Here is a 26,668-nt window from a genome sequence, read left to right as displayed (position 1 = left end):
ATTGCAATATTCCTTTTGACTGAATTGCAATTTATGAAACAATGCGATGAACGACTACAAAGCTCTCCGAACCTTTCTGCTCGCCGCTGAGAAGCGGAATTTTGCCCAGGTCGCCCGCGAACTGGACATGACGCCAGCAGCCGTCACACGGGCAATCGCCGCACTCGAGGCGGAACTCGGCGTCCAGCTCTTCGTTCGCACGACGAGACAGGTATCGCTGACAACCGACGGCGCAATCTTTGCGGCGCAAATCCAGCCAGCGGTCAAGACTCTGGAGGACGCGCGGCGCGAAGTAATGAACGCGCACAAGGCGGACGAGGGGCGGCTGCGTATCAGTGCGCCGACGTGGTTCGGCAAGACGGTGCTGCCGCCGATCCTGTCTGGGTTCAAGGAACGCTATCCGAAGATGAGCTTCGAGATCTCCCTGTCCGATGGATTGGTGAACATCGTCGACGACGACTATGATCTGGCGATCCGCATCTCGTCGCAGCCTTCGGACAAGTTCACGATCTGGAGGAAGATCCGGGTGGTGCCGCGCATCCTGGTCGCCGCTCCGGGAAGCAGATTCGCCGACATGCAGCACCCGAACGAACTGAAGCCCGACGACTGCCTCGCATACAGCGGCGAAAGCCGGCGCGAGAACTGGGTGCTGTCGGACGGTGGGTCAAGCATCACGATTTCGGCAGGCCGAGCCTTCAGCGCGAACAGCGGAGAGGTTCTGGCGGACATGGCCGCCGACGGCGCGGGTGTCGCACTGCTTCCAGGATTCAACATCGCCGATCACATCACTAGCGGTCGCCTTGTCCACGTCTTCAAGGGATGGGCGCCGCCGGACCTGTGGTTGACGTTGTTCTACCCGCCCTACCAAGCCCTCCCGCCAAGGATTGCGTCATTCTCCAAGTTCTTCGAGGAGCAGGTCGCGGCAAAGATGGTCATGTTGGACTGACGCACGCAAATGCCCTTCACCATGATCTGGCACACCCGTTTCAGGTGCGATCATGCTGTTGGAGTGCTCGAAGCCTAGCTGCGACTATTTGCTGGAGCTGCCACAGGTTTCGATCGTAGATTTTGCGATCCGCCAGATCTGAAACCGTCCGATGCAGGTATTCCGCGCAAGATCCGGCAGGCCCACATGCCTGGGCGATCAACCCTGCCGCCTCTTCGAGGGGGATCTTCTGCGTGAGCGGAGATTGCCTGCCGCTCGCCCAGAACGTCAGCGCCCGTCGCACACCCGTCAGTGTCTTGACCGCAACCCAACGCACCATGTCGCACACTTCGGCATACCGAATCTCTCGTGCCAGAAGAGTACGCAGATTTTCCCTCTTGGTAGTGCACGGAAGCTTGAGGATCAGACCCGAACAGCTTCCTCCTGGCCGAAGCGCGAGCATGAGACCGGGCGCGTCGGAGGTGGCCCTGAGCCGCTCAATCCTCAACGAGAATGCACGGTGCCAGCCGTAAGCGACCGCCTCTTCGCTGGCGGCCACCTCGAAGCCCGGGTTCCACATCAAGGATCCGTACGCGAACACCCATATCTCCTCGCCACCAGCCTCTTCCTCAACCCTGCTGACGAGGTCGTCGAGCTGCTCGGGCGAGATCGGATTCCAATTGGGTTCCGGTCCCTCGTCTTCGACAATTCTGATGGTCGTGGCGACGAGGTCCGGGGTAAGTTCCATGGTAGCAGGTGCGGGCGCCTTGGCGGACGGTGCCTTTGACATCGTGTGAACCGTTCAACGAGTTTGCCGCCGCAGGCCCATCGCCTCAGGCAGTTAATGGAGTGGTGGCCGCCCGATCAATGAGCAGGCCCGTTGATGATTGCCCGGAAGGTGATTTCGACGATCTGCTCGGGGAAAGCCAGCGCGGAGACCCCGATGAGGTTGCTGGCGCACTGAGGCACATCCGTGCCATACATTTCCTTGCGGACCTTGGATGCGGCCGCAAACGCGCTAGGAACATCCAGCACGTACAGTGTCTCTTCAACGACATCGTCAAGGGTCGCGCCATATCTGGCGAGCAAGGTCTTTGCGTTGACGTAGGTCTGGCGGATTTGGCTCTCCATCTGCGAGAAGTCCGAAGGACGCCTATTCTCATCGAGTTCCGCCGGAGCGACGAGATTGCCTTGGTCATCGTGGCTCAACTGGCCCGAGACATAGATCGTGTCCTTGACCTGCACGGCCTGAACGTATCCGAAGGCACGCTCCCAGGCGACGCCATGGTTCTCAACTTTCTTGGACGGGTGGTTGCTCTTCGTCATGATGGATCCGTTCATTGAATGATGGCGTGCCGAGTAGGCACTTGTGGTTCATGGAGGCGACGGATGCGTGGGAGGAAGCACCCGCCGCCGGACCGATCAGGCCTTCACGAAGGCAAGGAGATCGGCATTCAGGACATCGGCGTTGACGGTCAGCATGCCGTGCGAGAAGCCGGGATAGGTCTTGAGCGTGCCGTTCTTAAGGAGCTTGGAAGACTTCAGTGCGGAGTCTGCGATCGGCACGATCTGGTCGTCCTCTCCGTGTAGGACCAGCGTCGGCACGGTGATCGCCTTCAGGTCTACCGTCTGGTCGGTTTCGGAGAAGGCCTTGATGCCGTCGTAATGGGCCTTCGCGCCGCCCATCATGCCCTGGCGCCACCAATTCTGGATTACGCCTTCCTGGACTGTGGCACCATCACGGTTGAAACCGTAGAATGGGCCTGCCGGAACGTCACGGAAGAACTGCGCGCGATTGGCGGCAAGCGCCGAACGGAAACCGTCGAACACTTCGATCGGCAGGCCTTCCGGGTTGGCTTCGGTTTTCAGCATCAGTGGCGGAACTGCGGAGACGAGAACCGCCTTGGCGACGCGGCCCGACGGCTGGCCGTGCTTGGCAACGTAGCGGGCGACTTCACCGCCGCCGGTGGAGTGACCGATGTGGACGGCATTCTTAAGATCGAGCGCCTCGACGACGGCGAAGGCATCCGCGGCGTAGTGATCCATATCATGGCCGTCGGAAACCTGGGCGGAACGTCCGTGACCACGGCGGTCATGGGCGACGACGCGATAACCCTTCGACAGGAAAAACAGCATCTGCGCATCCCAATCGTCCGACGACAGCGGCCAACCGTGGTGGAAGACGATCGGCTGAGCGTCCTTCGGACCCCAGTCCTTGTAGAATATTTCGACGCCGTCCTTGGTGGTTACAAATGCCATTGTCTTGGTTCCTTCGGTTGAGCTGGATGCTGATACAGTCTCGGCTGCTAGATTGAGAGACGGCGAAATCGCCATGGCTGCGACGGCGGCACCGGCGGAAATGAGTGCGCTCCTGCGTGTCATGGAAGAAAAGGTCTGGGTCATTTCGGTTGCCTGCGGCTTCTTCTTTGAGGCATCAGGCGACACTGAATTCGTCTGACGGCCTGATAGTGCCGCAAGCGTGGGGCGCTCACAATTGCGCCAATAGTTTCGATTTTATTGCGGTATCTGAAATGGTGGCGGTTGTTGACGATCCCGATGGTTCCTCAACATTTCGTCACGCTACGGCCCCATCAGCCCAGTTTCTGAATGCTCAAGCCGAGGCAAACGCTTTCTTCTTCGCCCATCCCACGAGCAGGATTCAACTGGTCGAGCGAGAGGATGGCCTGTCAAAGGCCGCCCAGCAGGTAAGGAATTCCATCAAAAAGCTCTGAAAAGGCAGGGCTTTACTTTACACCTCTGCCAATGCGCGGAGCTGAATGCGAAGCAGAGCGATGGCCGTTGCTCACGCTGGTGCAGAGTCCGCTCGGTAAATTATGCGGACTTCTGCAACGATTATGCTTGCAATAAAATTAAGGCGCTTCGCGACCGTTGAATGTCCACACGCGCAACAACCTCTTACCAACTCATACCAAGCTATGGGCGGGGTCCGATGAGCACGGTACGCGCTGCGACTGCAGCCATGTACACGCCAGCCTTGTTTTGCACGCGTGGAGTGCGGAGCATTTTAAGCCGGATATCATGGATGATTGTCGTCAAACTTTCGAAGCGGCGCAATGATGAAGGCAGCGAAGAAGACTTGCGTGTGGGAGCGTCGCTCTCTCGGGTCAAGGGCCTCTAGTTCAGGATCTGGTTGAGGAACAACCGGGTACGGTCGTGGCGCGGGTTTTTGAAGAATTCGTCGGGATGGGCCTCTTCGATGATCTGACCGTGATCCATGAAGACGACGCGGTCGGCGACCTGACGCGCAAAGCCCATTTCGTGGGTCACGCACAACATTGTCATTCCTTCCTCGGCGAGCGAGACCATGGTTTCAAGCACCTCCTTGACCATTTCCGGATCGAGCGCCGAGGTCGGCTCGTCAAAGAGCATGATTTTCGGGTTCATGCAGAGCGAGCGGGCGATCGCCACGCGCTGCTGCTGGCCCCCCGACAGTTGCCCCGGATACTTACCCGCCTGGTCCGGGATCCTCACGCGCTCAAGATAGAACATGGCGTTCTCTTCGGCTTCACGTCGCGGCATCCTGCGCACCCAGATCGGCGCCAGTGTGAGGTTTTCCAGGATCGTCAGGTGCGGAAACAGGTTGAAGTGCTGGAACACCATGCCGACATCGCGGCGGATCTCCTCGATCCTTTTGAGATCGTTGGTGAGTTCGACCCCATCGACAACGATCCGACCTCTCTGATGTTCCTCCAACCGGTTGATGCACCGGATCATGGTGGACTTGCCAGATCCGGAAGGGCCGCAGATGACCAGCCGCTCTCCGCGCCGCACTGTCAGATCGATGTCGCGCAGGACGTGGAATGCACCATACCATTTGTTCATTTCGCTCATCTCGATGGCGATCGTTGGATCCGCAAACGGCGCAGGAATTGAGGCAGGGGAAGCGCTCATGACGATGTCCCTCAGTGAGAAACCGGGCCGCGCCGCTCTAGAAAGTCGGCGAAGCGGGCGAAGGAGAACGAAAGCGCAAAGAAGATCGCGCCGATGAAAAGAAAGGTTTCGGCTGCCGGCGACGGCCATTCTGGATCGGCGAGTGCGGCCTTGCCGGAACTAATCAGGTCAAACAGGCCGACCACCAGGACCAGGCTCGTGTTCTTGATCATGACGATGACGGTGTTGGCGAGGGCGGGAATGACGACACGGATCGCCTGCGGCAGGATTATGAGATATTGCATCGGCCAGAAGGGCAAACCAAGTGCCGCTGCCGCTTCATACTGGCCCTTCGAGATGGCCTGGAGCCCACCGCGGATGACCTCGGCGAGATAGGCAGCCGCGAAAATCGTAAGCGCAACCAGAGCGCGGACGAATTTGTCCGGCAGCAGCGCCTCCGGCAGGAACAGGGGCATCATGATCGATGCCACGAAAAGGATCGACAGGAGCGGCAAACCTCGAACGGACTCGATCAGAACCACTGCGCCAATACGCACAGCCGGCATGGTCGATCGTCTGGCAAGGGCCAGCAGGATTCCGACCGGGAAGGCGATGCCGATCGCCACCACCGTCAGGATGAGCGTCACCGGAAGCCCACCCCACGATGCGGTCGGCACCTCGGCAAGCCCGAAACCACCGCCCATCAGCCAGACGATGAATGCGAGTGTTGCGATCCAGAGCGCGAGGAGCCGCGCCGTCCAGCTTGCCGGCCGCACCGACCACCCGAGCAGAGCCAGGATGACCAGGCAGACAATCGCCGGACGCCAACGTTCGGCGAGCGGATAGATACCGAACAGGAGCTGGCCGGACTTTGCGTAGACAAAGCTCCAGCAGGCCCCGACCGCTTCCCGGCAGGCATCTGGATCCGGATCAAAAAGCACGGCATCGATGATCAGCCAGCGCAACATGGGGGGTACCGTGACGACAAGCATTGCGCCGAAGAGCACCGTCAGAAGGCCGTTAAGCGGCGTACCAAACAGAAGTTTTCCCAATCGCAGCAGCGCGGTGAAACGAACGCGGCGCGGCAGGGCTTCTGCGGGCATGGGGAGGGACAAGGCTTTCATGGTTCAGCGCTCCACGATGGAAATGCGGCGGTTGTACCAGTTGGCCGCGCTCGACAGGGTGAGATTGAGAAGCAGATAGACGCCGAGGATGATGAAGACGCCCTCGATCGAGTGGCTGGATTTGCTGATAATGGTGTTCATCACCGCCAGGAAATCCGGATAGCCGACCGCGATCGCCAGCGTCGAATTCTTGACGACGTTGATGTACTGGCTGTTGAGCGGCGGCAGGATCACCCGAAGCATCTGCGGGATGACGACCAGGCGCAGGATCTTCCCGCGCGACAGGCCGAGCGAATGGCCGGCATCCCACTGACCGCGGCCGACCGACAGTATGCCGCCGCGCACAATCTCGGCGATGAAGCCTGTCGTATAAATCGTAAGCCCGATGAGGATCGTGCTGAGCTCCGGGGTCAACTCGTTGCCGCCCGAGAAGTTCGATCCGGTAAAGGTCGGCCATTCAACGTCAAATCGAATGTCTGCAACCCATAGCGCGACGACAACCAAAAAGAGGCCGGCCGGTGCGAGCGCGAGGCGCGAAATCATGTTCCTCAACACAAGCAGACTTGACATGCCCAGCACCAGAAGCGCGATCGCCGTAAGCAGCCCTGCCGTGCTGAGATTGACGCTGACGTCCGGGACCACGAACCCGCGCATGGAGGCGTAAACTCCCGGTAGCGGGTTGAGCGCCTCTCCGACCGGCGGCAGAACCTTCCACCAAAGCGAATAAAGAAAAATCAACAGGACGATCGGTGGAGAATTGCGGGCAAGCTCCACCCAGACCCGGCACGTCCCGGAAGCAAGCGGATTGCTGCTGAGGCGCGCTATGCCGACGATCAGCCCGAGGATCGATGAAAAGACGATGACGAGCGTTGAAAGGAAGATCGTGTTGGCAAGCCCAACGGCGATCGCCCAATAGTAGGGGTCCCGGGACTTGTAGGTGAGGATCGCCTCGGAAATCACGATCCTCGACGGCATCGCCAGGAAGTCGAACCCGACCGGGATCCCGCGCGCTCTGAGATTGGCGAAGGTCGTGTGAACCAGCAAGACGGCGAAAGCCGCGACGGCCGCCACCAGCACGATTTGGATGAGAATGGATCTGGTCTTGACGTCGCTCAGCATGCTGGCCTCGCAGTTTCGCGGTTTTCAAAAGCGTGTTGGGGCGCGCAGCCGCGCGCCCCAGGACCGCTCACTCCCAAGGGAAGGGATAGTTCAGACCGCCGTCGCTCCACAGTGCGTTCAAACCGCGCTCGACCTTCAAGGGACTGTCCTTTCCGAGGTTCCTGTCCCAGATCTCTGCGTAGTTGCCCATCTGCTTGATGACGTTGTAGGCCCACTTGTCGTCCAGCCCGAGCGGCTTGCCGAAACCGGCCTCCTCTCCGAGCACGCGCTTTACTTCGGCGCTGCTGGAGGCGAGCTTTTCGTCGATATTCTGCGACGTAATGCCGTTGGCCTCAGCCCAGAACAGAGCGTTCATCGTCCAGCGCACCACGTCGAACAGTTGGTCGTCGCCACGAGCAACGGCCACGCCATTTGGCTCTGCCGCATGACCAACCTTGATGATGTCGTAGTCGGCTGGGTTCTTGGCGACGGATGCGCGCTGGCCGGCGGCAGCGGTACCGTCGGTGACATAGGAATCGCAACGCCCGCCAAAAAAGGCGTCACGCGCCTGGATCGTCGAGTCGTAGTAGACCTTCTTCATCGCAATGCCGAACTCTTCCTCCGTTTCCTCGATCGCCTTTTCGGTCAGCGAGCCGCCGCCCTGCAGGCAAACGGTTTTTCCGTCGAGCAGTCTCGGTTCGGTGATCTTGTCGGCCTTGCGAACCAGCAGTCCGTCGGTGTCGTAGAGATTGATCCAGACAAATCGCACGACCGCATCGCGGCTGTAGGTAATCGTCGAGGTTCGCGACAGAATGTCGATCTCGCCTGTCTGAAGTGCCGGAAACCGCTGGCCGGCAGTGAGCGGCACGTAGCGGATCTTGTCCTTGTCTCCGAGCAGGGCCACCGCGAACGTGCGGCAGATGTCGGAATCGAAGCCGCGGTAGTATCCCTTCTCGTCCGGTCGCGAGAGGCCGGGCACGCCTTGGCTCGCGCCACAACTGACGTAGCCGCGTTCCTTGATCTTGTTCACCACAGCTTGTGCGGCCGCGTCATCAACGCCTGATGAAAGGCCGGCAAGTGTGACCACAGCCCCCGCAAGCATCTTCAGAGAATTGCATTTCATCTCAGTCCCCTTTTTTTGTTAAGAGAGATGTTCATTCGGTCGCAGCAACCGGCGTGAGCACATGGTCTGCGAAGTGTTCAAACGCCTTCGCGAGATCATCCTTGAGGTCTCCGACCGTTTCGAGCCCGATGGACAACCGCCACACCGGCCCGGGTCTTAGCCATTCGAGATCCGTACGGCCCTTTCTGGGATCACTGACGGCCACCAGCGAATGAACTCCTCCCCAGCTGGCGCCGAGCCTGAACAGGCGCATTCGGCTGAGCGCTTCGGACTGCAGGCGCTGAAACTCTGGTCTAAGCACGATTGAGAACACGCCGGCAGACCCGGCAAAGTCGCGTTTCCAAACCGTGTGCCCAGGGTGATCGCGGCGGGAAGGATGCAATATCTGCGCGACTTCAGAGCGTGTTGAGAGCCAGTCCATGATCGCCTCGGCCGTTGCCGCAGCGTGCCGCATGCGCAGGGGCAACGTCATCAGACCGCGCTCGCACAGCGCGCAGTCCTCTGGGGACACGCCGTAGCCGAGAAAGCGGGCGGTGTCCTTGAGGCGCCGGAAAAGTGCTTCGTCGCGCACGGCGACCGAACCCATAAGCAGGTCGCCGTGGCCGCCGGCGTGCTTGGAAAGCGCTTGCATTGCGATGTCGACGCCGTGTTCCAGCGGCCTGAACAAGACGTGGGAAGCCCAGGTGTTGTCGGCGGCGACGAGAGCCCCTGCCCTGTGGGCCGCAGCGACGATTGCTGGAACATCCTGAACCTCGAAGGTTGCCGAACCGGGTGACTCGACCCAGACGAGACGCGTCCGCTGGTCTATGAGCGGGCCGACACCGGCGTCGAGCCTGGGATCGTAACAGACGGCTTCGATCCCGAGCGGCCGCAGGAGCCGGTCGGCCATGTCTCGGGCCGGTCCATAGAGGGACCAGGGCATCAGGACACGATCGCCACCTTTGCAGACCGCAAGCGTCGAAAGGGCGATGGCAGCCATGCCCGAGGAGACGACGAGTGCTCGGGTCGCCCCCTCAAGTGCTGCAATGTGGTCCTCCAGCTGCCGGCTTGTCGGCGTACCGTAGAGCCCGTAGCTGAAGCCGTCATAGAGGCGTTCAGCTCGCCGTTCGAAGGCTTCCAGATCATCGAAGATGACGGTTGAAGCCCGCTCAACGGGCATCACCAAGGCCTGAAAGGGCTCGCTCGAGCGCTTGGGGGGATGGACGTGGGAGGTGTCAACGTTTTCGGTCATGCATGGACGGTAAGCCTCTCAGCCATTGCCTGCCATGGCCAGAATGATAAACTCCATTCGTTTTTGATATGGGTGGCCCTCCGGTGAACCTGCGCGACATCGATGTTTTCAATGCGATCATGATCACCCGTGGCGCAGGTGCGGCGGCAAACCTGCTCGACACGTCGCAGCCAGCCATCAGCCGCTCGCTGGCCAAGCTCGAAGCCGAACTCGGCTTCAAGCTCTTCGATAGAATCCACGGGCGGTTGGTGCCGACGCGTGAGGGCGAACTGTTTCATGCAGAGGTGAGGGCCAATCTTGTCGGGCTCGATCGGCTGAGGTTGCGCGCCGCCCAGATCAAAGAGGTCGGCACAGGCACCGTCCGCGTTGCCAGCCTATCCGCGCTCGGACACGGTCTCGTGCCCCGCGCGATCGTCGCCTTCGCGCGCAAACATCCTCAGGTAAGGATAAGCTACCAGGTCCGAACCTCGAACGTCGTACGCGACCTCGTCGCATCCGGAAGCTTCGATATCGGTCTCGCCGCCGATGAGGTCGATACCAGCGGCGTGCTGCACAGCGTCTTTACAACGCCGCGCGCCGTGTGCGTGATGCCTAGGGATCATCGGCTGGCGAGGAAGTCCGTGATCTCGCCGTCGGACCTTGATAACGAGCCTTTCCTGGCCTTGTCGCCCGAGGACACGGTCCGTCTCGCCATGGACAAGATCTTCGCCGAGCATGGTGTGCGGCCGCACATCAGAATCGAAACCCCCTATGGACTGACGATCGCGATCCTGGCGGCAAAGGGAATGGGGATCGGCCTTGTCAATCCATCCGTAATTGCGGATCGCATGATCGCAGGTATCGTTGCCCGCCCCTTCGATCCTCCGGTCCATTTCCGCGCACTCATCTTGCGCCCACCCGATGGCATCAACTCCGCCCTCGTTACCGACTTCGTTGCCGAGCTCTATGCCGCGCGAAATTCTCTGTCGAGCGAAAGCTAGACTAGGAGATGGGTGCAAGGTAGGCCGCCTTCCAGAGATCGGCTTTCCAGTCGACCGTACTTCCGCCCGAGATTCGCACCGGGTAGACGACACCTCGGACCGAAGCTTTGGCTGAATCCTCATGGCGAGGGAACGAAAGCAAGGTAGCGCGCGCTTGAAAAGCAACGTTTGCGCCGAAGCCCCACGATCCAAGGTCGCCGCATCAACACGATACCTCAAAGGTATCAAAGTAGACCGGGATAGTGTTGGACGACGGACCAGGGCCGACCTAGCATCCCTCCAAGACCATTCGCAGGAGGGCGTTCGGGATAAACACTCATCACGCAACATATCCCGGTCGCACGAATGCGCGAGCCTGCCACGGCCCGCACGAACTCGAACAAGAGGCGTAAAACGTTGACCACAACAGTTCCTTCCCTTGAAGCGCGGCTCATCACCGGCGAGCGTCTCTCCGGCACGATCTACTCTGCTGGTTGGCGCGAAGCGAAAAGCGCCAGCGACATTGTGGAGCCGGCGACCGGCAACGTGCTTGGTCGTATCGGCCTTGCTGGGCCTGAAGACATCGGGCGAGCATCGGCTGTGGCCGTGACGGCGCAGCGCGACTGGGCGAGCGTGAGTTACGAGGAACGTGCGAAGCTGATGCGCAACGCAGCGTCCGAGCTCGAACGGAGTTTTTCGGATGTGGTTGAATGGCTCGTCCGAGAGAGCGGCTCGACACGCGGCAAAGCGGCTTTCGAAACCCAGCTAAGCATCAAGGTTCTGCATCAGGCCTCGGCGCTCGCTTCACAACCGCAGGGACTGGTACTGCCGGCAGAAGCTGGCCGCACCAGTCTTGCCCGGCGCCGGCCGCATGGCGTCGTCGGCGTCATCTCGCCTTTCAATTTTCCGCTCTACCTTGCGATGCGTGCGGTTGCGCCAGCACTGGCTCTGGGCAACGCCGTGGTGTTGAAACCTGATCCGCGCACCGCGGTCTGCGGCGGCCTGGTCTTTGCCGCGCTGTTCGAACGGGCAGGTCTGCCGGCGGGACTACTTCATGTTCTCCCGGGTGGCGGCGAGGCGGGTGCCGCTTTGGTGACCGACCCGAACGTCGCGATGATTCAGTTCACCGGCTCGACCAAGGCTGGCCGTCTCGTTGGCGAAAGCGCCAGCCGGCATCTGAAGAAGGTATCGTTGGAACTTGGCGGCAAGAACACGCTGATCATCCTTAAGGACGCCGATCTCGATCTCGCGGTAAAGAACGCTGCATGGGGAGCCTGGTTGCACCAGGGTCAGATCTGCATGGCGTCCGGGCGAATCCTGGTCGAAGCTCCGCTATTTGATACCTTTGTTGAAGCCCTCGCCGAGAAAGCAAGGAGCCTGCCTGTGGGAAATCCCGCCGATCCGGATGTGGCTATTGGCCCAATCATTAACAAGGATCAGCTCAACCATATCGACAGGGTCGTGAAAATGTCGATCGAACAGGGCGCGCGGCTGGCTGCCGGCGGCACGAGCGAGGACCTATTCTACGCTCCCAGCGTTTTGAGCGACGTCCGGCCGGGAATGGCAGCGTTCGAGGAGGAAATCTTTGGTCCCGTTGCCTGCGTTACACCTTTCGTCGGGGACGCCGAAGCGGTGGAGCTCGCCAACCGCACGGAATACGGCCTGTCGGCGGCGGTCATCTCGCCCGACATCGGCCGCGCCATGGCGATCGGAGACCGCCTTCGCACCGGAATTTTGCACATCAACGATCAGACCGTAAACGACGAAGTCGTCAATCCCTTCGGTGGCGTCGGTGCCTCAGGCAACGGAACCAGCATCGGCGGTGCCAGCAGCATCGACGAGTTTACTCATTGGCAATGGCTGACGATCAAAAACACGCCACCAGCCTATCCGTTTTAGGGTACGAGATCGCCGGATCGGCGATGATGTCGATGTCCTGATAGAAATCCGCCCCTTCACCATGTTGCGGACGTACCAGAGGAAACGACGGCCATGGTGCGGGCGCCATTGCTGAACCAGATAGCGGAGCCGGCGAGCTGATTGTGCAGAAAGTCCATCGCCGAGACATTGCTCGGACAGATGCAACCTGACGGTCATCCCGAAGTTTTGCCTACACCCAACGCTTGGGATGCTAGTTGAGCAACTGAAGGCCTAACGCGCTGTCAATCCTGCACGCCGCTCCGGTAACGGTAGACCATGCGCAAGCCCGGGCTCCGCTTGAGGGTCGCCGGCACTCAAATCAGCCATGTCCCAGGCGAAGGCGTGTCTGAATTTGGATCATCTCGCTCAGTCGCCTTCATCCATCTAAAGCGTCCGTGAACCGCTTTTATAAACTCTATGGCGGCGGCTCTGTTCGACCAGATTATCGCACGGTAGTGATGAGTGCGATATCTCGCATAAGTTGCTGTGGCGCTTATGAGATCATGCTTCTGGGGATACTTCAACGAGGGGTGCGAGTATGGGCGCGGAGCTTCCTGTCGGCTCGGTGGTTGCGTGGTGTGGATCAAAAGATCGAGTGCCTCAGGGCTGGTACTATTGCGACGGGCGGGTGCTGGAAATCGCCCCGCATCAAGCTTTGTTTGATGCGATCGGGCATTCGTTCCGTCGATCAACCACCTCCAGGCCGTTCGACGAAAACAAATGTTTCTGCCTTCCTGACTTCCGCGGCTATTTTTTGCGTGGTGTCGATGACGGTGCAGGGCGCGATCCCGACGCCGGGTCACGCCATGGCTTGGACAACTCGGCCGATGCCAATACAGGCGTAGGCTCTGTCCAGGAGGATCAATTCCGGTCGCATACCCACGGATATCATATGTTTCCAAACGGCAAGGGAAAGATTGCCGGCAGCCCCTGGTGGCAGCAGGGCAAAGCCCAGACCGATCCCGCCGGCGGGAATGAGACCCGGCCAATCAATGCCTACGTCTACTACATCGTGAAGGCGCAGTGAGATGACGCAGCCGAAGGATTTCTGCACCTGGAGCGAAATTGATGATGTCATCTTGAACGGCATCGCCGTCGGCTCGTTGGCGGTGGATTACGAGGTGCAAGCAGGTAGCGACGTACGCAATCTTGCAAACATGCGCGCCTATGTGCTGAACGCTCATGCCAGGATTTCAATTCCATCAGGGGTTTCCGACCTATTCGCAGCGCTTGAGTTCACCGATTATGCGGCTGCTTTGATCAACGCGATGGAGCCTGTTTCAACCGACCCGAGCCTCGAAATACGATTGCTCGACTACCTGCCCAAGACGCTGAACAGTGCGATCAGCGTCAATCAGGATTCATCGACAGCGGGTACGGTCTCCCATAGCTCACAGCGTACCCGCGGCTCCTCGACGTCGAACACCCAATCCTGGGACGTCGGTGGTTCGCTTTCAGGTTGGATGGGCGGTGGCGCTACGGGTGACATGCCGACGATGAATGGCGGAGGCAGTCTTTCTTTGTTTGCGAGCGGCGGGCGCTCGGTAACTCACAGCCACTCGCTCGAGACCTCGCATGGCTCCACCACTGGAAGCTCGACCGGCCTGACAATGGGCACCGCTATGAGCATCAAGGATTGGGCAAGCTACGCCTCGCTTGATCGAGCCAGCCGCTACCCGACCTGGATATGGGGACAGGAGTATCCTTGGGACGTATTGCGGTTCCACGTTAAGGATTCCGACAAGAATGTTTCGCTGCCCGATGCGGTCAAGTGGCAGCTATCGGATGGCAAGCAAGTCTATCCACCTAGCGAACTCTCGCTTTACGGCATCACGTTTCATGCGTCCGCCAAGTGGTTGATCCAGGTTCGCAAACCGTCAGCTGCCGCAGAAACCATCGATGTGCGGCACAAGGTTCGCTATTACACCGCGAGCCATCGACTGCGCGCAGGTGAAGCGGATCCCAAAGCACCGCCACCGATCATTGCATCCATCGACAGGCGCGGCGACTTCGAAAAGGTGCATCACTTGAACCTTGCGCTGCTGGGTCTTCATCCCATCATCGCCGACGGGCCTGGCAACGAAGCGATCGTCGGGTTTGCTCCGCTCGAATTTGCCCGGGCCCCTGACGCTTCAGGCGCGTTTCGCATTTTTTCCGGTGCAAACAACATTTATGTCACGGGAGCCGGCTTTACCGAGTTCACTCAATCCGACGGCGTCCTGCGCGCAGATTTGGGCCCCAAGAACAAGACGGCGTCGCTCAGCGTATCGTTCAAGATCGCGGATACAGAAAAGGAATTTTCGCTCTATCTGAAACACTGGACTACAACTCAGGCCGCATGCACGCTGACAATTGTCATAAACAAGAACGTCAGAAACCCGATCATACGGCGCGTCGATGCAAGCGACGCCAGCAGCGGCTCCGACAACATTACGAAAGTCATCTTGCGGGACAAGGACTACGCCTCGGCGGACTATTACAACTATCTGCGAACCGGCCTGAACGAGTTGGATATCGTGATCGGTCCCCTCGACGGTAATCCGTCCGGTGAATGGTCCTGCGGCTACGCGCTTCGCGCGCTTCTGGTCTGTTGAGCAATGCCGGGGCCAAGCTATTTTGTACTCGACCCGACAACCGGAAAGTATTCGGTTTCAAAACGGCCGACGAACCAGAACGGAGCCAAGGTTGTTCGCAAAACCTCGGCTTATATTCAGGCGAGAATCCCCGCTCATCTTCGCAAGCGGCAAGTGCAGAACTTCCTCGGCGGCGTGAGCTCCAACGTCTCTTTGTCGAAGATGGCGTCAATCAGCAAGAAGGGTATCGACATGGCCCACGTCATTTCCGCAAACGAGCTGGGCTATATCCTCAACTTGGCCTTGCAGGCTGGTAAAGACGCGAAGAATGCAGCTGCGCGGCGTGTAGTGAAAAGTTATTTGAAGACTTTCTTGGACACGATTGTGAGCTCGGATGAGGACATCGCCACGATGACGAAGCGGCACGACGACATCGACGCCATGTTCCCGAACAACTTCAGCCTACCGATGGATGCAAGGGCCGCGAGCCGACTTTTCGCCAGGATCAACCGCACTTCCCGCAATCTTTTCGGCGGAGATGCGATTATCAACCGCAAAATCCAACAGCATCGTGACATCCCCCGACAATCCGATGGGACAGACATTCCCTATGTCCGACTACGAGTAGCCGCCGCCGACACCTACTATGCGAGTATGAAAACTACGGCGCCGACCAATTATCTTCCGCTGTCTGACACCACTACCGGTATGGAGCTGTCGTCCACTCAGTAATCTGGGACCATGATCCGGAAGGCCCTACCAGAAAGGAGGGCTTCCACTCGAAGCATTGCGCGCGCGCCCAGCTCCTTTGTGACGAAGGAGATCATCATGGGAAAGCGGGCCAGCCAGCCGAGAAGGCTCAGGCCCTGACATAAGCGTTGAGGCCAAGGGTCAACTTGTCAAAGACAAGGCGGCACTGGGGAACTGTCTTTTGGTCCTCGTGCATGCAGAGCCACATGCCGACCTTCGATGAAAATGCTTGCGGCAGAACGGGCGATAGCCCTTCGCGGCGGGCAAGTGGTCCGTGGCAGACGCCGATACCGCAGCCGGCGCGGATGGCGGAAAACTGGCCCATGTCGCTATCCGTGCGCAGAGAGAAGCGCTCACGCGTCACCGGTTTACCCTCCAGCTGGAAGGTCCGCGTGTAGGGTAAGGGAACATCAAAGCCAACGATGGCATGTTGTGCGAACAGCGCTGCCACACTTTCTGGGGCGGGGCGGCGGGCAAGATAACGAGGCGAGGCAAATAGGCCGAGGTCCACGTCGCCGATGCGCCTTGCCAACAGAGCCTCCTGTTGGGGCGAGGCCATACGCACCGCGATATCGGCATCGCGCCGCAGGAGGTCCGTTAGGCGGTTGCTGACCACTAGCTCCAAGACGATCCGCGGATGCTCTTCCTGCAGTCCGGCAAGGATGGGCGCGAGGACTTCGGCAGCGATGATCTCGCTGGTCGTGATGCGCACGGTGCCCACATCGTCGCCCGGCAGCCCAGAGGCGGCGCGCAGAAGGGCCTCAGCCGCTGCCTCAAGCGCTTCCGCCTTTGGACGTAGCGCCTCCGCCGCCCTGGTGGGGAGAAGCCCGTCAGGAGAGCGAGTGAACAGGCTGTGGCCAAGTGCTGTTTCCAGTGCCGCGATATGCCGACCGAGCGTCGGCTGGCTAAGCCCCAGCACCCGCGCAGCGGCCGACAGCGAACCTTCCCGCAGGACGGCGAGGAAGGAGCGATAAAGGGACCAGTCGGGATTCGATTTAGTCATTCATTCATGAATAGATGATCGACGAGGATATGCAATTTCATTTCCACCTCAGAACAGTCAGAAACTGCGGCATATCAACGGCAAAGAGATCTCATGCCCATCACGCCGCCCAAGTCTTTCCGCATCGCCCTGGCAGCAGACACGCTCGGCGACCTCCGTCGTCGCCTCGCCGAGAGCAGGATCGCGGACATCCTGCCTGCGCCTCCGGCTCATCTCGGCCTTGCCGCTCCACGCCTGCGGGAGATCGTGAACCATTGGCAGTCCTTCGACTGGCGCAAGACAGAAACAGAGATCAACGTGGTGCCTGCCTTCAAGACAGAGATTGACGGCATCCCCATCCACTTCATCCATGTGCGTGGCAAAGGTGCGAACAGCATTCCCCTCGTGCTGACGAACGGTTGGCCGAGTTGCTTTGTGGAGTTGTTGCCACTCATCCCCTTGTTGACGGAGCCGGTGAATGGCCTCTCCTTCGATGTCGTCATCCCGTCGCTGCCCGGCTACGGTTTTTCCGGCCCGCCGCAGGCCCCAGGGCTTAACATCACCCGGATCGCCACGATGTGGGCCGATCTGATGGCAGGTCTCAGCTACAGCCGGTTCCTCGCGCATGGCAGCGACATGGGTGCTGGGGTGGTTGAGCGGCTGCGTGCAAATCATGGCGATAGGCTGCTTGGCGCGCATATGATGAACGTCAATTGGTTCTATCCCCGTCCGGCCGATATCACGCCGGCCGAGGAAGCCTATCTTGGCGCCGCCGAGGCATGGCGGATGCAGGAAGGAGCCTATGCGATGCTGCATGGCAGCAAGCCGCAGACCATAGCTGCAGTTCTCGCCGATTCACCGGTCGGCCTCGCCGCCTGGATTGTGGAAAAACTTGATGCCTGGACCGACGATGCGAAGGGCCTGCCCCTCGACACGATCTGCACCCTGCTGACGATCTATTGGGCGACCGGCACAATCGGCTCGTCACTCTATCTGTATTACGAGGCCTTCGGTGACGTTGGTGTGATGTCGCCGCCGCCGAAGTATGGCGCACCGGTTGCCGTTGCTGTCTTTCCGAAGGACATTCTTCCGGCGCCGCGTGTCTGGGGTGAGCGCTGGTATGATATCGCGCGGTGGACGGTCATGCCTGCTGGCGGGCATTTCCCTGGCTTCGAGCGCCCTGACCTCCTGGCTGCGGACTTGCGCGGTTTCGCCGGAGATCTCGGCCTCTGACAGGAGCTTGTTTTAGCTGCATCCGATGCCACTGCCGGATGTCCCGTCACTGCAAGAAGTGTGCGCAGTTCCTGTTGCCGACGCGGGTAGTAAACATAGTAGACGGGAAAGGGCAGCAATAGGCCTCCACAGCACCGCCAGTTCCGCCGCGCGCCATTGCCCAGGGCGCGTTTTGGGCTGGTGCCCGCGCGCTTCGCTGCTTGGCCGCGACGCCGCCTCTTTCATTTCGTCGAACGCACCGCGTCAGGCGCTCGGGCGGCAGACCGGGAAGCTGAGCATATGTGGTTACATCGCAAAGGCATTCACACCTGCGTGGAGGGCTTCCGGATCATGGTTTTCGATACCATGCAGTATATCGAGTAATGGAAACGTCATCCGATAGAAACGCATGCGATGTCTTACCGCCGTGTCCAGCGCAAAGTGCTCAAGGACCAAATCGGCGAACCGGTCACCGAACCCTGCCGCGAGGCTGGCGAAGTCGTAAGCTGGGTCGCCGGGACCACAACCCGAAAAATCAATGACGCCCGAAAGTCGGCCGTGATCGACGAGTATGTTCCCGCTTCCGAAGTCTCCGTGGATCAGGCAACTGGGAAGCGTGTCACACATCGTCAGGAAATCGGCGAAGTCCTCCCGTATATGGGTGACGACCCCATGTGAGAGTAGTGGGAAAGCGGCCGCTTCGCATTGCGCCAGAAGCCGACGCCATTCGGACGAAGGCGCTTCGGTCGGCTGGAACTCCAGGCTGGCCGTGGGAACCGAATGCAATGCCTTCAGGAAGGCGGCAAGGTCCGCCGCCAAAACCTTCTGTGCATGTATCGTCAGGCCAGTCAGGTCCGTCAACGGCATCCCAGCGATCTTGGTGTGCAGCGAGACGAGTTGGCCGTCGATACGGCGCACATCAACATCAGGTACCGGCACGGCGATGAGCTGCCGCACCGCGCAAAGCGCTGCCGCTTCCCGTAGGAGGTCGCGTTCGGCGCCCGCATGGCGCGGCAATCGGAGAATCATGCCTGCGAACTCGTAGGCCACGGAATTCTGTCCCGAGCCAATCAGGACAGCCGGACGTTTGGAGGCCAAGCCAAGTTCTCCAACGATCCTCTCCAAGAGCGTCACTTCGCAACCGGCTTGCGCACCTTCCGCCTCCTTCTGAATGGAGGAGGGCGCTATTGGCGCTCCAAACTGGTGCTTCATTGCGCTCGTCCTTTGCAACCCCGTTTGCCAGGTCTCGGCTCGTGCTTGATCTTGTTCGCCGCGACAGCAATTAGCCTAGCCATGCGTCACCTGGCCAATTTCGACAATGCGTAACAACCTCACGCACGAACCCGTGCTGATAGGCATCCGCCATCATTTCTGCGATCCCGCGCTCTTACCGCCGGACCGGGTGATTGTTTCTAGTGCTGATCGAACGATGACACCGATACCGGCGGCATACATCCGATCGAAGCTGCCTCACTGAAAGTCCGTCGGTTTAATGTGGATCATTCGGCGACGGCGCAAGGGCGAGCAGGAACGTTGTCGCAGCTTTTTCGAGGCTCATCAGATCGTATCCGCCCTCCTGGATCAGCAGCACCGGCAGATTGAGCCCCCCAAGCATTTCCCCGATCTTCCTGAAGGCCTCGACGGTCAGCTGGAGGCCTCGCGCCGGGTCGCTTGCCAGCGCGTCGAAGCCGAGGGAGATGACCAGAACCTCTGGCCCATGGGAAAGTGCCGCTTCAAGGCACGTGCTGAACGCTGCGATATAAGCCGCGTCGCCTGTTCCTGCCGGAACCGGATGGTTGAGATTGAGGCCCGGGGCCGATCGTCCTCCCGTCTCGTCGGAAAAGCCGGTGAGGTGCGGATAGTAGTCTGTTGGGCCCCTGTGCAGGGAGGCGAAGAAGACGAGCGGATCCTCCCAGAATATGTCCTGTGTCCCGTTGCCGTGATGCACATCGATATCGATGAGGCTTATCCGCCCGAGTGTGGCTGAAAGCGCTCTCGCCGCTATCGCAGCATTGTTCAGATAGGTCGCACCGCCGCCGAAATCCCGTCCGGCATGGTGACCCGACGGCCGGCACAAGGCATAGGTGATCCGCTCTCCTGCGCTGATAAGCGACGCTGCGGTCAGTGCCGCCTGTGCGGCCCAATAGGCGGCCTGCCATGTCCCCTCGCCGAGCGGCGTCAGTTGGTCGCGTAGATGGTAACCCGCCTTGGCAATCAGCGACCAATCCGGTCTGTACATTTCGGGACGGTTTTCGAAGACAGCCGGCGCGAGCCACCCGGAACACGCGTCTCCGCATCCCGCGGACGAGAGAAAGCTGAGATAACGACCCGTATGGACGGCAGCGAGCGGCGCCATCCCGTGATCGACGGCATCGACAATCTCGAACCCGGCATGCCGCGCCGCCCGCAACAACGCGTCGAGACGATCGGGCACGTCCCGGCTCCGCCGGGCAACGCCCCCTTCGACGACGGAGCCGGGATTGTGCAACCGATGCAGGCCGGAATAGACCGCCTTCATGTCAGGCCGGGATCAGTACGGCATCGCGGCTGTTCCAGCCGAGCGAAATGGCCTGCGAGGGTGTGACATCCACGCCCGTGCCCGCATTGGGAATTTTGGCGACGAGCGTCGCATTGTCTCCGAAACGGACATGGACCCGGCGATGATCCCCGAGATAGATGACCTCGGCGACGGTCCCGGAGAAGCGATTGCTGCAGGCGGCGGCCTGCTCAAGATAGAGGCGCTCCGGGCGCAGGGACACGATGACGGACTGGCCCTTGGCGAAGGCCGCGCTGCTGGAGACGTTGATGACCTGGCCGTCTGCTGTGCGTACGCCGTATTCGCCCCCGCTACCGCCGACGATCTCGCCCACGAACCGGTTGTTTTCTCCGATGAAGCCGGCGACGAAGGCCGTGGAGGGGCGCTCATAGAGTTCGCTCGGCGGCGCAAGCTGCTCGATCTTGCCGGCGTTGAACACGGCGACGCGGTCGGACATGGTCAGCGCCTCGGACTGGTCGTGCGTGACATAGACGACGGTTATGCCGAGGCGCTCGTGGAGATGCTTGATCTCGAGCTGGAGATGTTCACGCAGGTTCTTGTCGAGGGCGCCGAGCGGTTCGTCCATCAACACCACATCCGGCTCAAAGATGATTGCGCGGGCAAGCGCGATGCGCTGCTGCTGCCCGCCTGACAGTTGCCCGGGCTTCCTCCCGCCCATCGCCCCCATCTGGACCATTTCCAGCGCCCTTCGAACGCGGGCGGTCCGCTCCTGCCTGGCGATCTTACGCACCCGCAATGGGTAGTCCAGGTTTTCAGCGACCGTCAGATGGGGAAAGAGCGCATAGTTCTGAAACACCATGCCTATGTTTCTTCGGTGTGGCGGCATGGCTTCCAGCGATCGTCCGTCGATCCGGATACTGCCGGAGCTTGGCGCCTCGAAGCCCGCGAGCATCATCAGGCTCGTCGTCTTTCCAGAGCCGGATGGCCCAAGCATGGTCAGGAACTCACCCTTCGCGATGGTGAGGTTGAGATCGTCGACCACAAGGCTGTGGCCGTCGTAGCTCTTGTCGATGTTGAGGAATTCGACGTAGTTGGAGGATGACATTTTGGTTCCCCTTTTTATCTGTCATTCAGCCGCGTGGACCGCGGGTCGGCGCTGCGCCCAGGGTCGCGCTTCTTCCAGTTGCGCCGCCAGCTGAAGCAATGTCGCCTCGTCGTCGAACCGGCCGGTGAACTGCGTGCCGACAGGCAGGCCGCCGGCTGTCCAGTAGAGCGGCATGCTCATTGCCGGCAAGCCAGCCATGTTGGCAAAGGTCGTAAAGGCGAGAAATTCCAGGAAGCGTTCCATGACCGCCTCTCCGCCATGCCGGTCGGCATCGAAGTGGCCCAGTTCCGGCGGCGGCGTGCTGAGCGTCGGGGTCAGCCAGACATCGACGTCGAGCAGGAAATTCGCCAGCGTTCTGCCGGTCGTGTGGAACCAGTTGAGATCGACGAGATAGTCCGCCGCCGAGATCCGCGAACCGACGCCGTAGAGATACTGATTGAAGCTCTCCACCTCGGCCACGAGCAAAGACGCGTCCTCGCCGCGGCTTCGCGCGAGCGCGGTGATCGCCCGTGTCGCCGTCATCGCCCAGAAGCGCTTGTAGAGGGTGCGGTAGGTTTGCCCGTCGATCGACGGCGCGCATTCCACGACCTCGTGGCCGAGACTTTCGCATAGGCGCGCCGCGTCGGTCGTCGCCGCCACACAGTCGGGATCGACCGCAGTGCCGAGCAGCGAGGCCGTCGTGAAGCCGATGCGCAGGCGGCGCGGCTTCGTCCGGATCGCATCGGCATAGCGACCCGAAGGGGGAGGTGCTGCGTAGGGATCGCCGGGCATGGAACCCTGTGTCGCGTCGAGGAGGGCGGCGCTGTCGCGCACGCTGCGGGACAGGACATGTTCGTTCACGATCCCGCCCGTGCTGTCGCCGAGATCCGGCCCCAGCGTGATACGTCCGCGGGAGGGTTTCAGCCCGAACACGCCACAGCAGGATGCGGGAATGCGGATCGAGCCTGCCCCGTCACCGCCATGCGCCGCCGGCACGATGCCCGCCGCCACCGCCGCGCCGGCGCCGCCGCTCGAACCGCCACTTGACCGCCCGACGTTCCAGGGATTGCGCGTCGGGCCGAACAGCTTCGGCTCGGTGGTGCCAAGCGTTCCGAATTCACACAGGTTGGTCTTGCCGAACGTGCTGAGGCCGGCCGCGCGATAGCGGCGCATCAACTCGCTGTCTCGGGCGGGCACGAAGCTCCGGGTCAGCCGGGAGGCACCGGTGGTGGGCACACCGCTCATGTGGCAGTAAAGGTCCTTCACCAGGAACGGGGCCCCGGCGAAAAGGCTGTCCGTGGCCGCCTGCGCCGCTTCCGCGCGCCCTTCGTCATAGAGTGGCGCGATGATCGCGTTGATCGCGGGGTTCACCTTTTCGGCACGCCGGATGGCCGCCTCGACCAGCTCCCCGGCGGTGGCCTGCCCCGACTTCACAAGATCCGCCTGCGCGGTGAGGTCCAGATTTACAAAATCGTCCATCGTCACGCCCTCACGCTGCAAGTCGGTCGGCAACATCGTCAAGCGCCGCCGCTATGCCGTCGACAAGCTGGTCGACTTCCTCGGGCGTCATGACGAAGGGCGGGCATATGGAAATGACGTCGCCCATGTTGCGGATCATGACGCCATGCGCCCGGCAGCGCTGTTCGACCAGAGTGCCGACCTTCAGAGCGGGATCGAAGGGCGCACGGCGCGGCTTGTCGGCCACCAGCTCGATGCCGGCAAGGAAGCCGGTTCCCCTGACCTCGCCGACAAGGGCATGGCCCGCAATGCGCGCGTCGAGCGCGGCGAAGAGATGGCGGCCAAGTTCGGCGGCTCGGCCCGGCGCATCCATTTCCTGGTAGATGCGCAGCACATCGGCCGCCACCGCAGCGGTGACCGGATGGCCGGAATAGGTGAAGCCATGGCCGAAGACGCCGATACGGTCGGCCTCGTCGGCAATGGCCTGGTAGACATGATCGCCGATCACCGCCGCGGCGATGGGCAGGTAGCCTGAGGACAGGCCCTTTGCGACCGACATCATGTCCGGAACGAAGCCGAGCGCCTCGGACCCGAACCACTTTCCGGTTCGCCCGAAACCGGAGACGACCTCGTCCGAAAGAAGCAGGATGTCATGCTTCGTCAGAAGCTGTCGCAGCGCCGGGAAGTATCCCGCCGGCGGCGTGACGACGCCGCCCGCCCCCATGATCGGCTCGGCGATCATCGCGGCGATGGTTTCCGGCCCTTCCGCCTCGATCAGGGCCTCCAGCGCGGCAATCAGCCTGGCGCAATAGGCCTCCTCGCTCTCATCCGGCAGGGCGTTGCGGTAGTAGTGCGGCTTGTCCGTATAGATCACGTTGAGGCCGGGCATGTTGAAGCTCTCATGCATGTGCGGCAGACCGCCGAGGGCCGCCCCCATGACGGTGCTGCCGTGAAAGGCGCCCCTACGACTGATGATCTTGCGCTTGCCGGGCTTGCCGCGCGCGACATTGTAGTACCAGGCAAGCTTGATCATCGTGTCGTTGGCTTCCGAGCCGGAATTCACGAGGAAGACCTTGCTCCCTGGGATGGGGGAAAGCGTCGCGATCTGCTCGACGACATCCACCGTCGGGTCATTCGAGCGGTGATTGAAGGTGTGGTAGGTGGCAAGCCTGCGCATCTGGCTTGCCGCAACGTCGGCAAGGCGCTCGTTGCGAAAGCCGAGCGAGGCGCACCAGAGGCCTCCCATGCCCTCGAGATAGCGATTTCCCATCTCGTCGATGACGTAGCAACCCTCCCCTGCCGTGATCACCAGGGGGCCCTCGGCCTCGAGCCTGCGCGGGTTGGTCTGTGAATGGAAGTGGTACGCCATGTCGCGCGCCCGCAGCGAATTGTGCAAGGTAGCCTCCGAAACCGTGTTTGCTATTTTATAAGTTATAAGTTATCAGCAAACGCATGCAAGTGAATTTCGCCGGAGGCGAGAAACTTTTTGCGACGTCACGCCGCCGCGGCGAGCGATAAGATATAAGCGATTGGCGGCTCGGGGCATTTTCAGCTAGAGCTGCATCAAAGATGAGGAGAATTCCCATGAGCGTTATGGAGATGCAGCCCGGCGAAGCCGGCAGCCTGTCCGCCCGGATATACAACAAGGTGCGGGAAGGCCTCATCGTCGGTAACTTCGCGCCGGGCGACCGCCTCCTGATGCAGGATCTTGCAGAACAGCTCGGGACCAGTGTCACGCCGGTGCGCGAAGCCTGCCTGCGGCTCGTCAGCGAGCAGGCGCTCGAACTGCGCTCCGGCCGCTTCGTCACGGTGCCTGACCTCAGCCGCGCCCGCTACATCCAGATCAAGCTCATCCGCATAGCGCTCGAAGGGCTGGCTGCAGAGCACGCCACCGACCATGTGACCGCCGCCGATCTGACGCAGCTCGAAAGCTTCCACGCCGCCTTCGTGAAAAATGAAAAGGCCGGCAATCTGGAGGAGGCGCGCTCCTCCAATCGTGCCTTCCACTTCGGTGTCTACCGGCTGTCGCGCATGCCGATGCTGGTCGGCCAGATCGAGAGCATGTGGGTGTCGATGGGGCCGATACTCAACGTCTACTACCGGGAAATTCCGCACGGCTATACCGGCGCGGAGGAGCACAACCATCTCATCGAGGCCCTGAGGGTCGGCGACAAGCAGAAGGCCCGCCAGGCCATCGAGAACGACATCCAGCGGGCCTCGCCCAGTTTCCTGCGTTATTTCGAGGAACGCGGCGCCGAGTGAATTCGGCGCCGGAGAGGTCCTAGACCTGCACGATGCGCGGGGTGCGCAGGCCGGCAGTCTCCCCGCCATCCACGGTCACAACCGTGCCGTTGACATAGGTCGACTGATCCGACAGCAGCCAGGCGACGACATCCGCCACTTCCTGCGGGGCCCCGAAGCGATTGGCGGGAATGCGCAGTTCGAGCTGCTTCTTGCGCAAGGCATCACTCATGATCTTGTCCATCATGCGCGTTTCGATCTGGCCGGGGCAGACGGCATTGAAGCGCACCTCGTCGCCGAACTCCAGCGCCAGCGCCTGGGTGAGGCCGATGACGGCAGCCTTCGAGGCGCAGTAAACGGCCAGCCCCTCCTCGCCGGTCTTTCCGGCGATGCTGGCGATGTTGACGACTGATCCCCTGCCGCGCCGCAGGCCTTCCAGCGCGTGGCGGATGAAAAGGAACGTGCTGCGAGCATTGACCGCCAGCACCTCGTCCCAATCGCCCTGCGTAGCGGAAGCGAAGGAAATGCGCTTCGACATGCCGGCATTGTTGACGAGGCCCGAAAGCTGGCCCCCGCCAAGGTCGAGCGCACTGTCGATGACGCGCCGGCAATCCTCTTCGCGGCTGACATCGCCGGGCAGGAAGGTGACGCCGGGACCAATCTCCTCGAGCGCCCTGCCCGCCTCCGCATCCCGACCCGTCGCCACCACCCGGGCACCGGCCGCTGCAAGCTTCTCCACGCACGCCCGCCCTATCCCGTGCGTGGCACCTGTTACGATGATCATTCCTTCACCTCTATACATTGGCAGTCGAACGGTTTGTGGCGGCACGCTTCTGGGCCAAGGCCCCACCCCCCATCAGGACGATGGAGATGATCACGAGCAATGTCGACATCGCCAGGATCGACGGATCTATATTGTCCCGAAGACCATCGAACATCTGGCGCGGCAGAGTGCGCTGGCCCGGCCCGCTGATGAAGAGCGCGACGACGACCTCGTCGAACGAAAAGACGAAAGCGAAGAGCGCGCCCGAGATGACGCCCGGCGCGATGAGGGGCAGCGTCACCGTACGGAAGGCATGGAACGGACTGGCGCCGAGGCTTGCCGCTGCTCGAACGAGATTGATGTCGAAGTTCTTCAGTGTGGCCGTGACCGTGATCAGCACGAAGGGCACCGCCAGAACCGCGTGGGCAAGAACGAGACCCAGGAAGGAAGCGACGAGACCCAGCTTGGCGAAGAAGAAATACATGCCGACGCCGCTGATGACGACGGGCACGATCATCGGCGAAATCACCACTGCCAGGATCATCGAGCGCGCCGGCAGCCGGCCGCGCGACATGCCGAGTGCTGCCAGCGTGCCCAGCACCGTGGACACCAGCGTCGCGCCGACGCCGATGAGCAGGCTGTTGAGAAGAGCCGACATCCAGGGCTGCGGCTGCAGGATCTTCTCGTACCATTGCAGGGAAAAGCCGGGCAGCGGATAGGACAGGAAGTTGGCCGAACTGAAGGAGATCGGGATGATCACAATCGTCGGCCCGATCAGGAAGATCATCGCGAGGCAGCAGAAGGCGATCTGTGCGCGTCTCAAGGCAACAGGCATCT

General features: G+C 61.0%; 25 protein-coding genes. 9 read left to right on the top strand and 16 right to left on the bottom strand.

What is annotated here, in order from left to right:
- The first annotated feature begins 46 nt into the window (after window positions 1–46).
- Window positions 47–946 carry a LysR family transcriptional regulator gene (locus C1A35_RS24980; RefSeq protein WP_104666964.1) on the top strand — a complete coding sequence of 300 codons (900 nt, stop codon included), beginning with the start codon at window positions 47–49 and terminating at the stop codon, window positions 944–946.
- A gap of 40 nt (window positions 947–986) precedes the next feature.
- Here C1A35_RS24980 and C1A35_RS24975 read toward each other — a convergent pair whose 3' ends face one another.
- From C1A35_RS24975 to C1A35_RS24965, 3 genes are all read right to left on the bottom strand, one after another.
- Window positions 987–1,673 (bottom strand): gamma-glutamylcyclotransferase, encoded by a 687-nt coding sequence (locus C1A35_RS24975; protein WP_199773016.1) that lies wholly within the window; start codon window positions 1,671–1,673, stop codon window positions 987–989.
- A gap of 116 nt (window positions 1,674–1,789) precedes the next feature.
- On the bottom strand, window positions 1,790–2,251 hold the full coding sequence (locus tag C1A35_RS24970) for a Rid family hydrolase (protein ID WP_104667103.1): 462 nt from the start codon (window positions 2,249–2,251) through the stop codon (window positions 1,790–1,792).
- Between the two features lie 96 nt (window positions 2,252–2,347).
- The gene (locus C1A35_RS24965) at window positions 2,348–3,184 is read right to left on the bottom strand and encodes an alpha/beta fold hydrolase (RefSeq protein WP_234822996.1); all 837 of its coding nucleotides are present in this window, start codon (window positions 3,182–3,184) and stop codon (window positions 2,348–2,350) included.
- 52 nt (window positions 3,185–3,236) lie between these two features.
- On the opposite strand from C1A35_RS24965, the gene C1A35_RS36795 reads away from it, so the two are divergent.
- Window positions 3,237–3,383 carry a hypothetical protein gene (locus C1A35_RS36795; protein WP_234822995.1) on the top strand — a complete coding sequence of 49 codons (147 nt, stop codon included), beginning with the start codon at window positions 3,237–3,239 and terminating at the stop codon, window positions 3,381–3,383.
- 677 nt (window positions 3,384–4,060) lie between these two features.
- Here the strand turns inward: C1A35_RS36795 and C1A35_RS24960 are convergent.
- The 5 genes from C1A35_RS24960 to C1A35_RS24940 form a co-directional block, all read right to left on the bottom strand.
- Window positions 4,061–4,837, bottom strand: a complete 777-nt coding sequence (locus tag C1A35_RS24960) for an amino acid ABC transporter ATP-binding protein (RefSeq protein WP_104666961.1) — start codon at window positions 4,835–4,837, stop codon at window positions 4,061–4,063.
- An 11-nt stretch (window positions 4,838–4,848) separates the two neighbouring features.
- Window positions 4,849–5,940, bottom strand: coding sequence for an amino acid ABC transporter permease (locus C1A35_RS24955; protein ID WP_104666960.1), 1,092 nt, complete (start codon window positions 5,938–5,940; stop codon window positions 4,849–4,851).
- Between the two features lie 3 nt (window positions 5,941–5,943).
- The gene (locus C1A35_RS24950; RefSeq protein ID WP_104666959.1) at window positions 5,944–7,059 is read right to left on the bottom strand and encodes an amino acid ABC transporter permease; all 1,116 of its coding nucleotides are present in this window, start codon (window positions 7,057–7,059) and stop codon (window positions 5,944–5,946) included.
- Window positions 7,060–7,126: 67 nt separating this feature from the next.
- Entirely contained in the window at window positions 7,127–8,161 is a 1,035-nt protein-coding gene (locus tag C1A35_RS24945; protein WP_104666958.1) for a transporter substrate-binding domain-containing protein, read from the bottom strand.
- A 31-nt stretch (window positions 8,162–8,192) separates the two neighbouring features.
- Entirely contained in the window at window positions 8,193–9,392 is a 1,200-nt protein-coding gene (locus C1A35_RS24940) for a trans-sulfuration enzyme family protein (RefSeq protein WP_104666957.1), read from the bottom strand.
- An 83-nt stretch (window positions 9,393–9,475) separates the two neighbouring features.
- On the opposite strand from C1A35_RS24940, the gene C1A35_RS24935 reads away from it, so the two are divergent.
- The 5 genes from C1A35_RS24935 to C1A35_RS24915 all read left to right on the top strand — a co-directional run bounded on the left by C1A35_RS24935 (window position 9,476) and on the right by C1A35_RS24915 (window position 15,576).
- On the top strand, window positions 9,476–10,372 hold the full coding sequence (locus tag C1A35_RS24935; RefSeq protein WP_104667102.1) for a LysR family transcriptional regulator: 897 nt from the start codon (window positions 9,476–9,478) through the stop codon (window positions 10,370–10,372).
- A gap of 396 nt (window positions 10,373–10,768) precedes the next feature.
- Window positions 10,769–12,250 carry a benzaldehyde dehydrogenase gene (locus C1A35_RS24930; protein WP_234822994.1) on the top strand — a complete coding sequence of 494 codons (1,482 nt, stop codon included), beginning with the start codon at window positions 10,769–10,771 and terminating at the stop codon, window positions 12,248–12,250.
- Window positions 12,251–12,809: 559 nt separating this feature from the next.
- Window positions 12,810–13,298, top strand: coding sequence for a tail fiber protein (locus C1A35_RS24925; RefSeq protein WP_104666955.1), 489 nt, complete (start codon window positions 12,810–12,812; stop codon window positions 13,296–13,298).
- Between the two features lies 1 nt (window position 13,299).
- A complete protein-coding gene (locus tag C1A35_RS24920) occupies window positions 13,300–14,865 on the top strand; it encodes a hypothetical protein (RefSeq protein ID WP_104666954.1) in 1,566 nt (521 codons plus the stop codon).
- 3 nt (window positions 14,866–14,868) lie between these two features.
- Window positions 14,869–15,576 (top strand): hypothetical protein, encoded by a 708-nt coding sequence (locus tag C1A35_RS24915; protein WP_158665157.1) that lies wholly within the window; start codon window positions 14,869–14,871, stop codon window positions 15,574–15,576.
- A gap of 127 nt (window positions 15,577–15,703) precedes the next feature.
- Here C1A35_RS24915 and C1A35_RS24910 read toward each other — a convergent pair whose 3' ends face one another.
- Window positions 15,704–16,597 (bottom strand): LysR family transcriptional regulator, encoded by an 894-nt coding sequence (locus tag C1A35_RS24910; protein WP_104666952.1) that lies wholly within the window; start codon window positions 16,595–16,597, stop codon window positions 15,704–15,706.
- A 93-nt stretch (window positions 16,598–16,690) separates the two neighbouring features.
- On the opposite strand from C1A35_RS24910, the gene C1A35_RS24905 reads away from it, so the two are divergent.
- Window positions 16,691–17,809, top strand: a complete 1,119-nt coding sequence (locus C1A35_RS24905) for an epoxide hydrolase family protein (RefSeq protein ID WP_104666951.1) — start codon at window positions 16,691–16,693, stop codon at window positions 17,807–17,809.
- Between the two features lie 285 nt (window positions 17,810–18,094).
- Here C1A35_RS24905 and C1A35_RS24900 read toward each other — a convergent pair whose 3' ends face one another.
- The 5 genes from C1A35_RS24900 to C1A35_RS24880 all read right to left on the bottom strand — a co-directional run bounded on the left by C1A35_RS24900 (window position 18,095) and on the right by C1A35_RS24880 (window position 24,223).
- Complete coding sequence (locus C1A35_RS24900; protein ID WP_104666950.1) at window positions 18,095–19,000, bottom strand: phosphotransferase family protein; 906 nt, start codon at window positions 18,998–19,000, stop codon at window positions 18,095–18,097.
- Window positions 19,001–19,277: 277 nt separating this feature from the next.
- Window positions 19,278–20,306, bottom strand: a complete 1,029-nt coding sequence (locus C1A35_RS24895) for a histone deacetylase family protein (protein ID WP_104666949.1) — start codon at window positions 20,304–20,306, stop codon at window positions 19,278–19,280.
- A 1-nt stretch (window position 20,307) separates the two neighbouring features.
- The gene (locus C1A35_RS24890) at window positions 20,308–21,390 is read right to left on the bottom strand and encodes an ABC transporter ATP-binding protein (protein WP_104666948.1); all 1,083 of its coding nucleotides are present in this window, start codon (window positions 21,388–21,390) and stop codon (window positions 20,308–20,310) included.
- 21 nt (window positions 21,391–21,411) lie between these two features.
- A complete protein-coding gene (locus C1A35_RS24885; protein WP_104667101.1) occupies window positions 21,412–22,848 on the bottom strand; it encodes an amidase in 1,437 nt (478 codons plus the stop codon).
- Window positions 22,849–22,858: 10 nt separating this feature from the next.
- Window positions 22,859–24,223 (bottom strand): aminotransferase, encoded by a 1,365-nt coding sequence (locus tag C1A35_RS24880; RefSeq protein WP_104666947.1) that lies wholly within the window; start codon window positions 24,221–24,223, stop codon window positions 22,859–22,861.
- 188 nt (window positions 24,224–24,411) lie between these two features.
- Between C1A35_RS24880 and C1A35_RS24875 the strand changes: the two genes are divergently transcribed.
- The gene (locus C1A35_RS24875) at window positions 24,412–25,089 is read left to right on the top strand and encodes a GntR family transcriptional regulator (RefSeq protein WP_104666946.1); all 678 of its coding nucleotides are present in this window, start codon (window positions 24,412–24,414) and stop codon (window positions 25,087–25,089) included.
- Window positions 25,090–25,108: 19 nt separating this feature from the next.
- Here C1A35_RS24875 and C1A35_RS24870 read toward each other — a convergent pair whose 3' ends face one another.
- The gene (locus C1A35_RS24870; protein WP_104666945.1) at window positions 25,109–25,852 is read right to left on the bottom strand and encodes an SDR family NAD(P)-dependent oxidoreductase; all 744 of its coding nucleotides are present in this window, start codon (window positions 25,850–25,852) and stop codon (window positions 25,109–25,111) included.
- Window positions 25,853–25,862: 10 nt separating this feature from the next.
- Window positions 25,863–26,666 (bottom strand): ABC transporter permease, encoded by an 804-nt coding sequence (locus C1A35_RS24865; RefSeq protein ID WP_104666944.1) that lies wholly within the window; start codon window positions 26,664–26,666, stop codon window positions 25,863–25,865.
- Between the last annotated feature and the right edge of the window lie 2 nt (window positions 26,667–26,668).

Origin of the sequence: Ensifer adhaerens (genome assembly GCF_002940685.1) — a bacterium.
GTDB classification, from domain to species: domain Bacteria; phylum Pseudomonadota; class Alphaproteobacteria; order Rhizobiales; family Rhizobiaceae; genus Ensifer; species Ensifer adhaerens_E.
The sequence above is the reverse complement of the archived record's forward strand: the minus strand, read 5'-3'. Positions and strand labels throughout refer to the sequence as shown.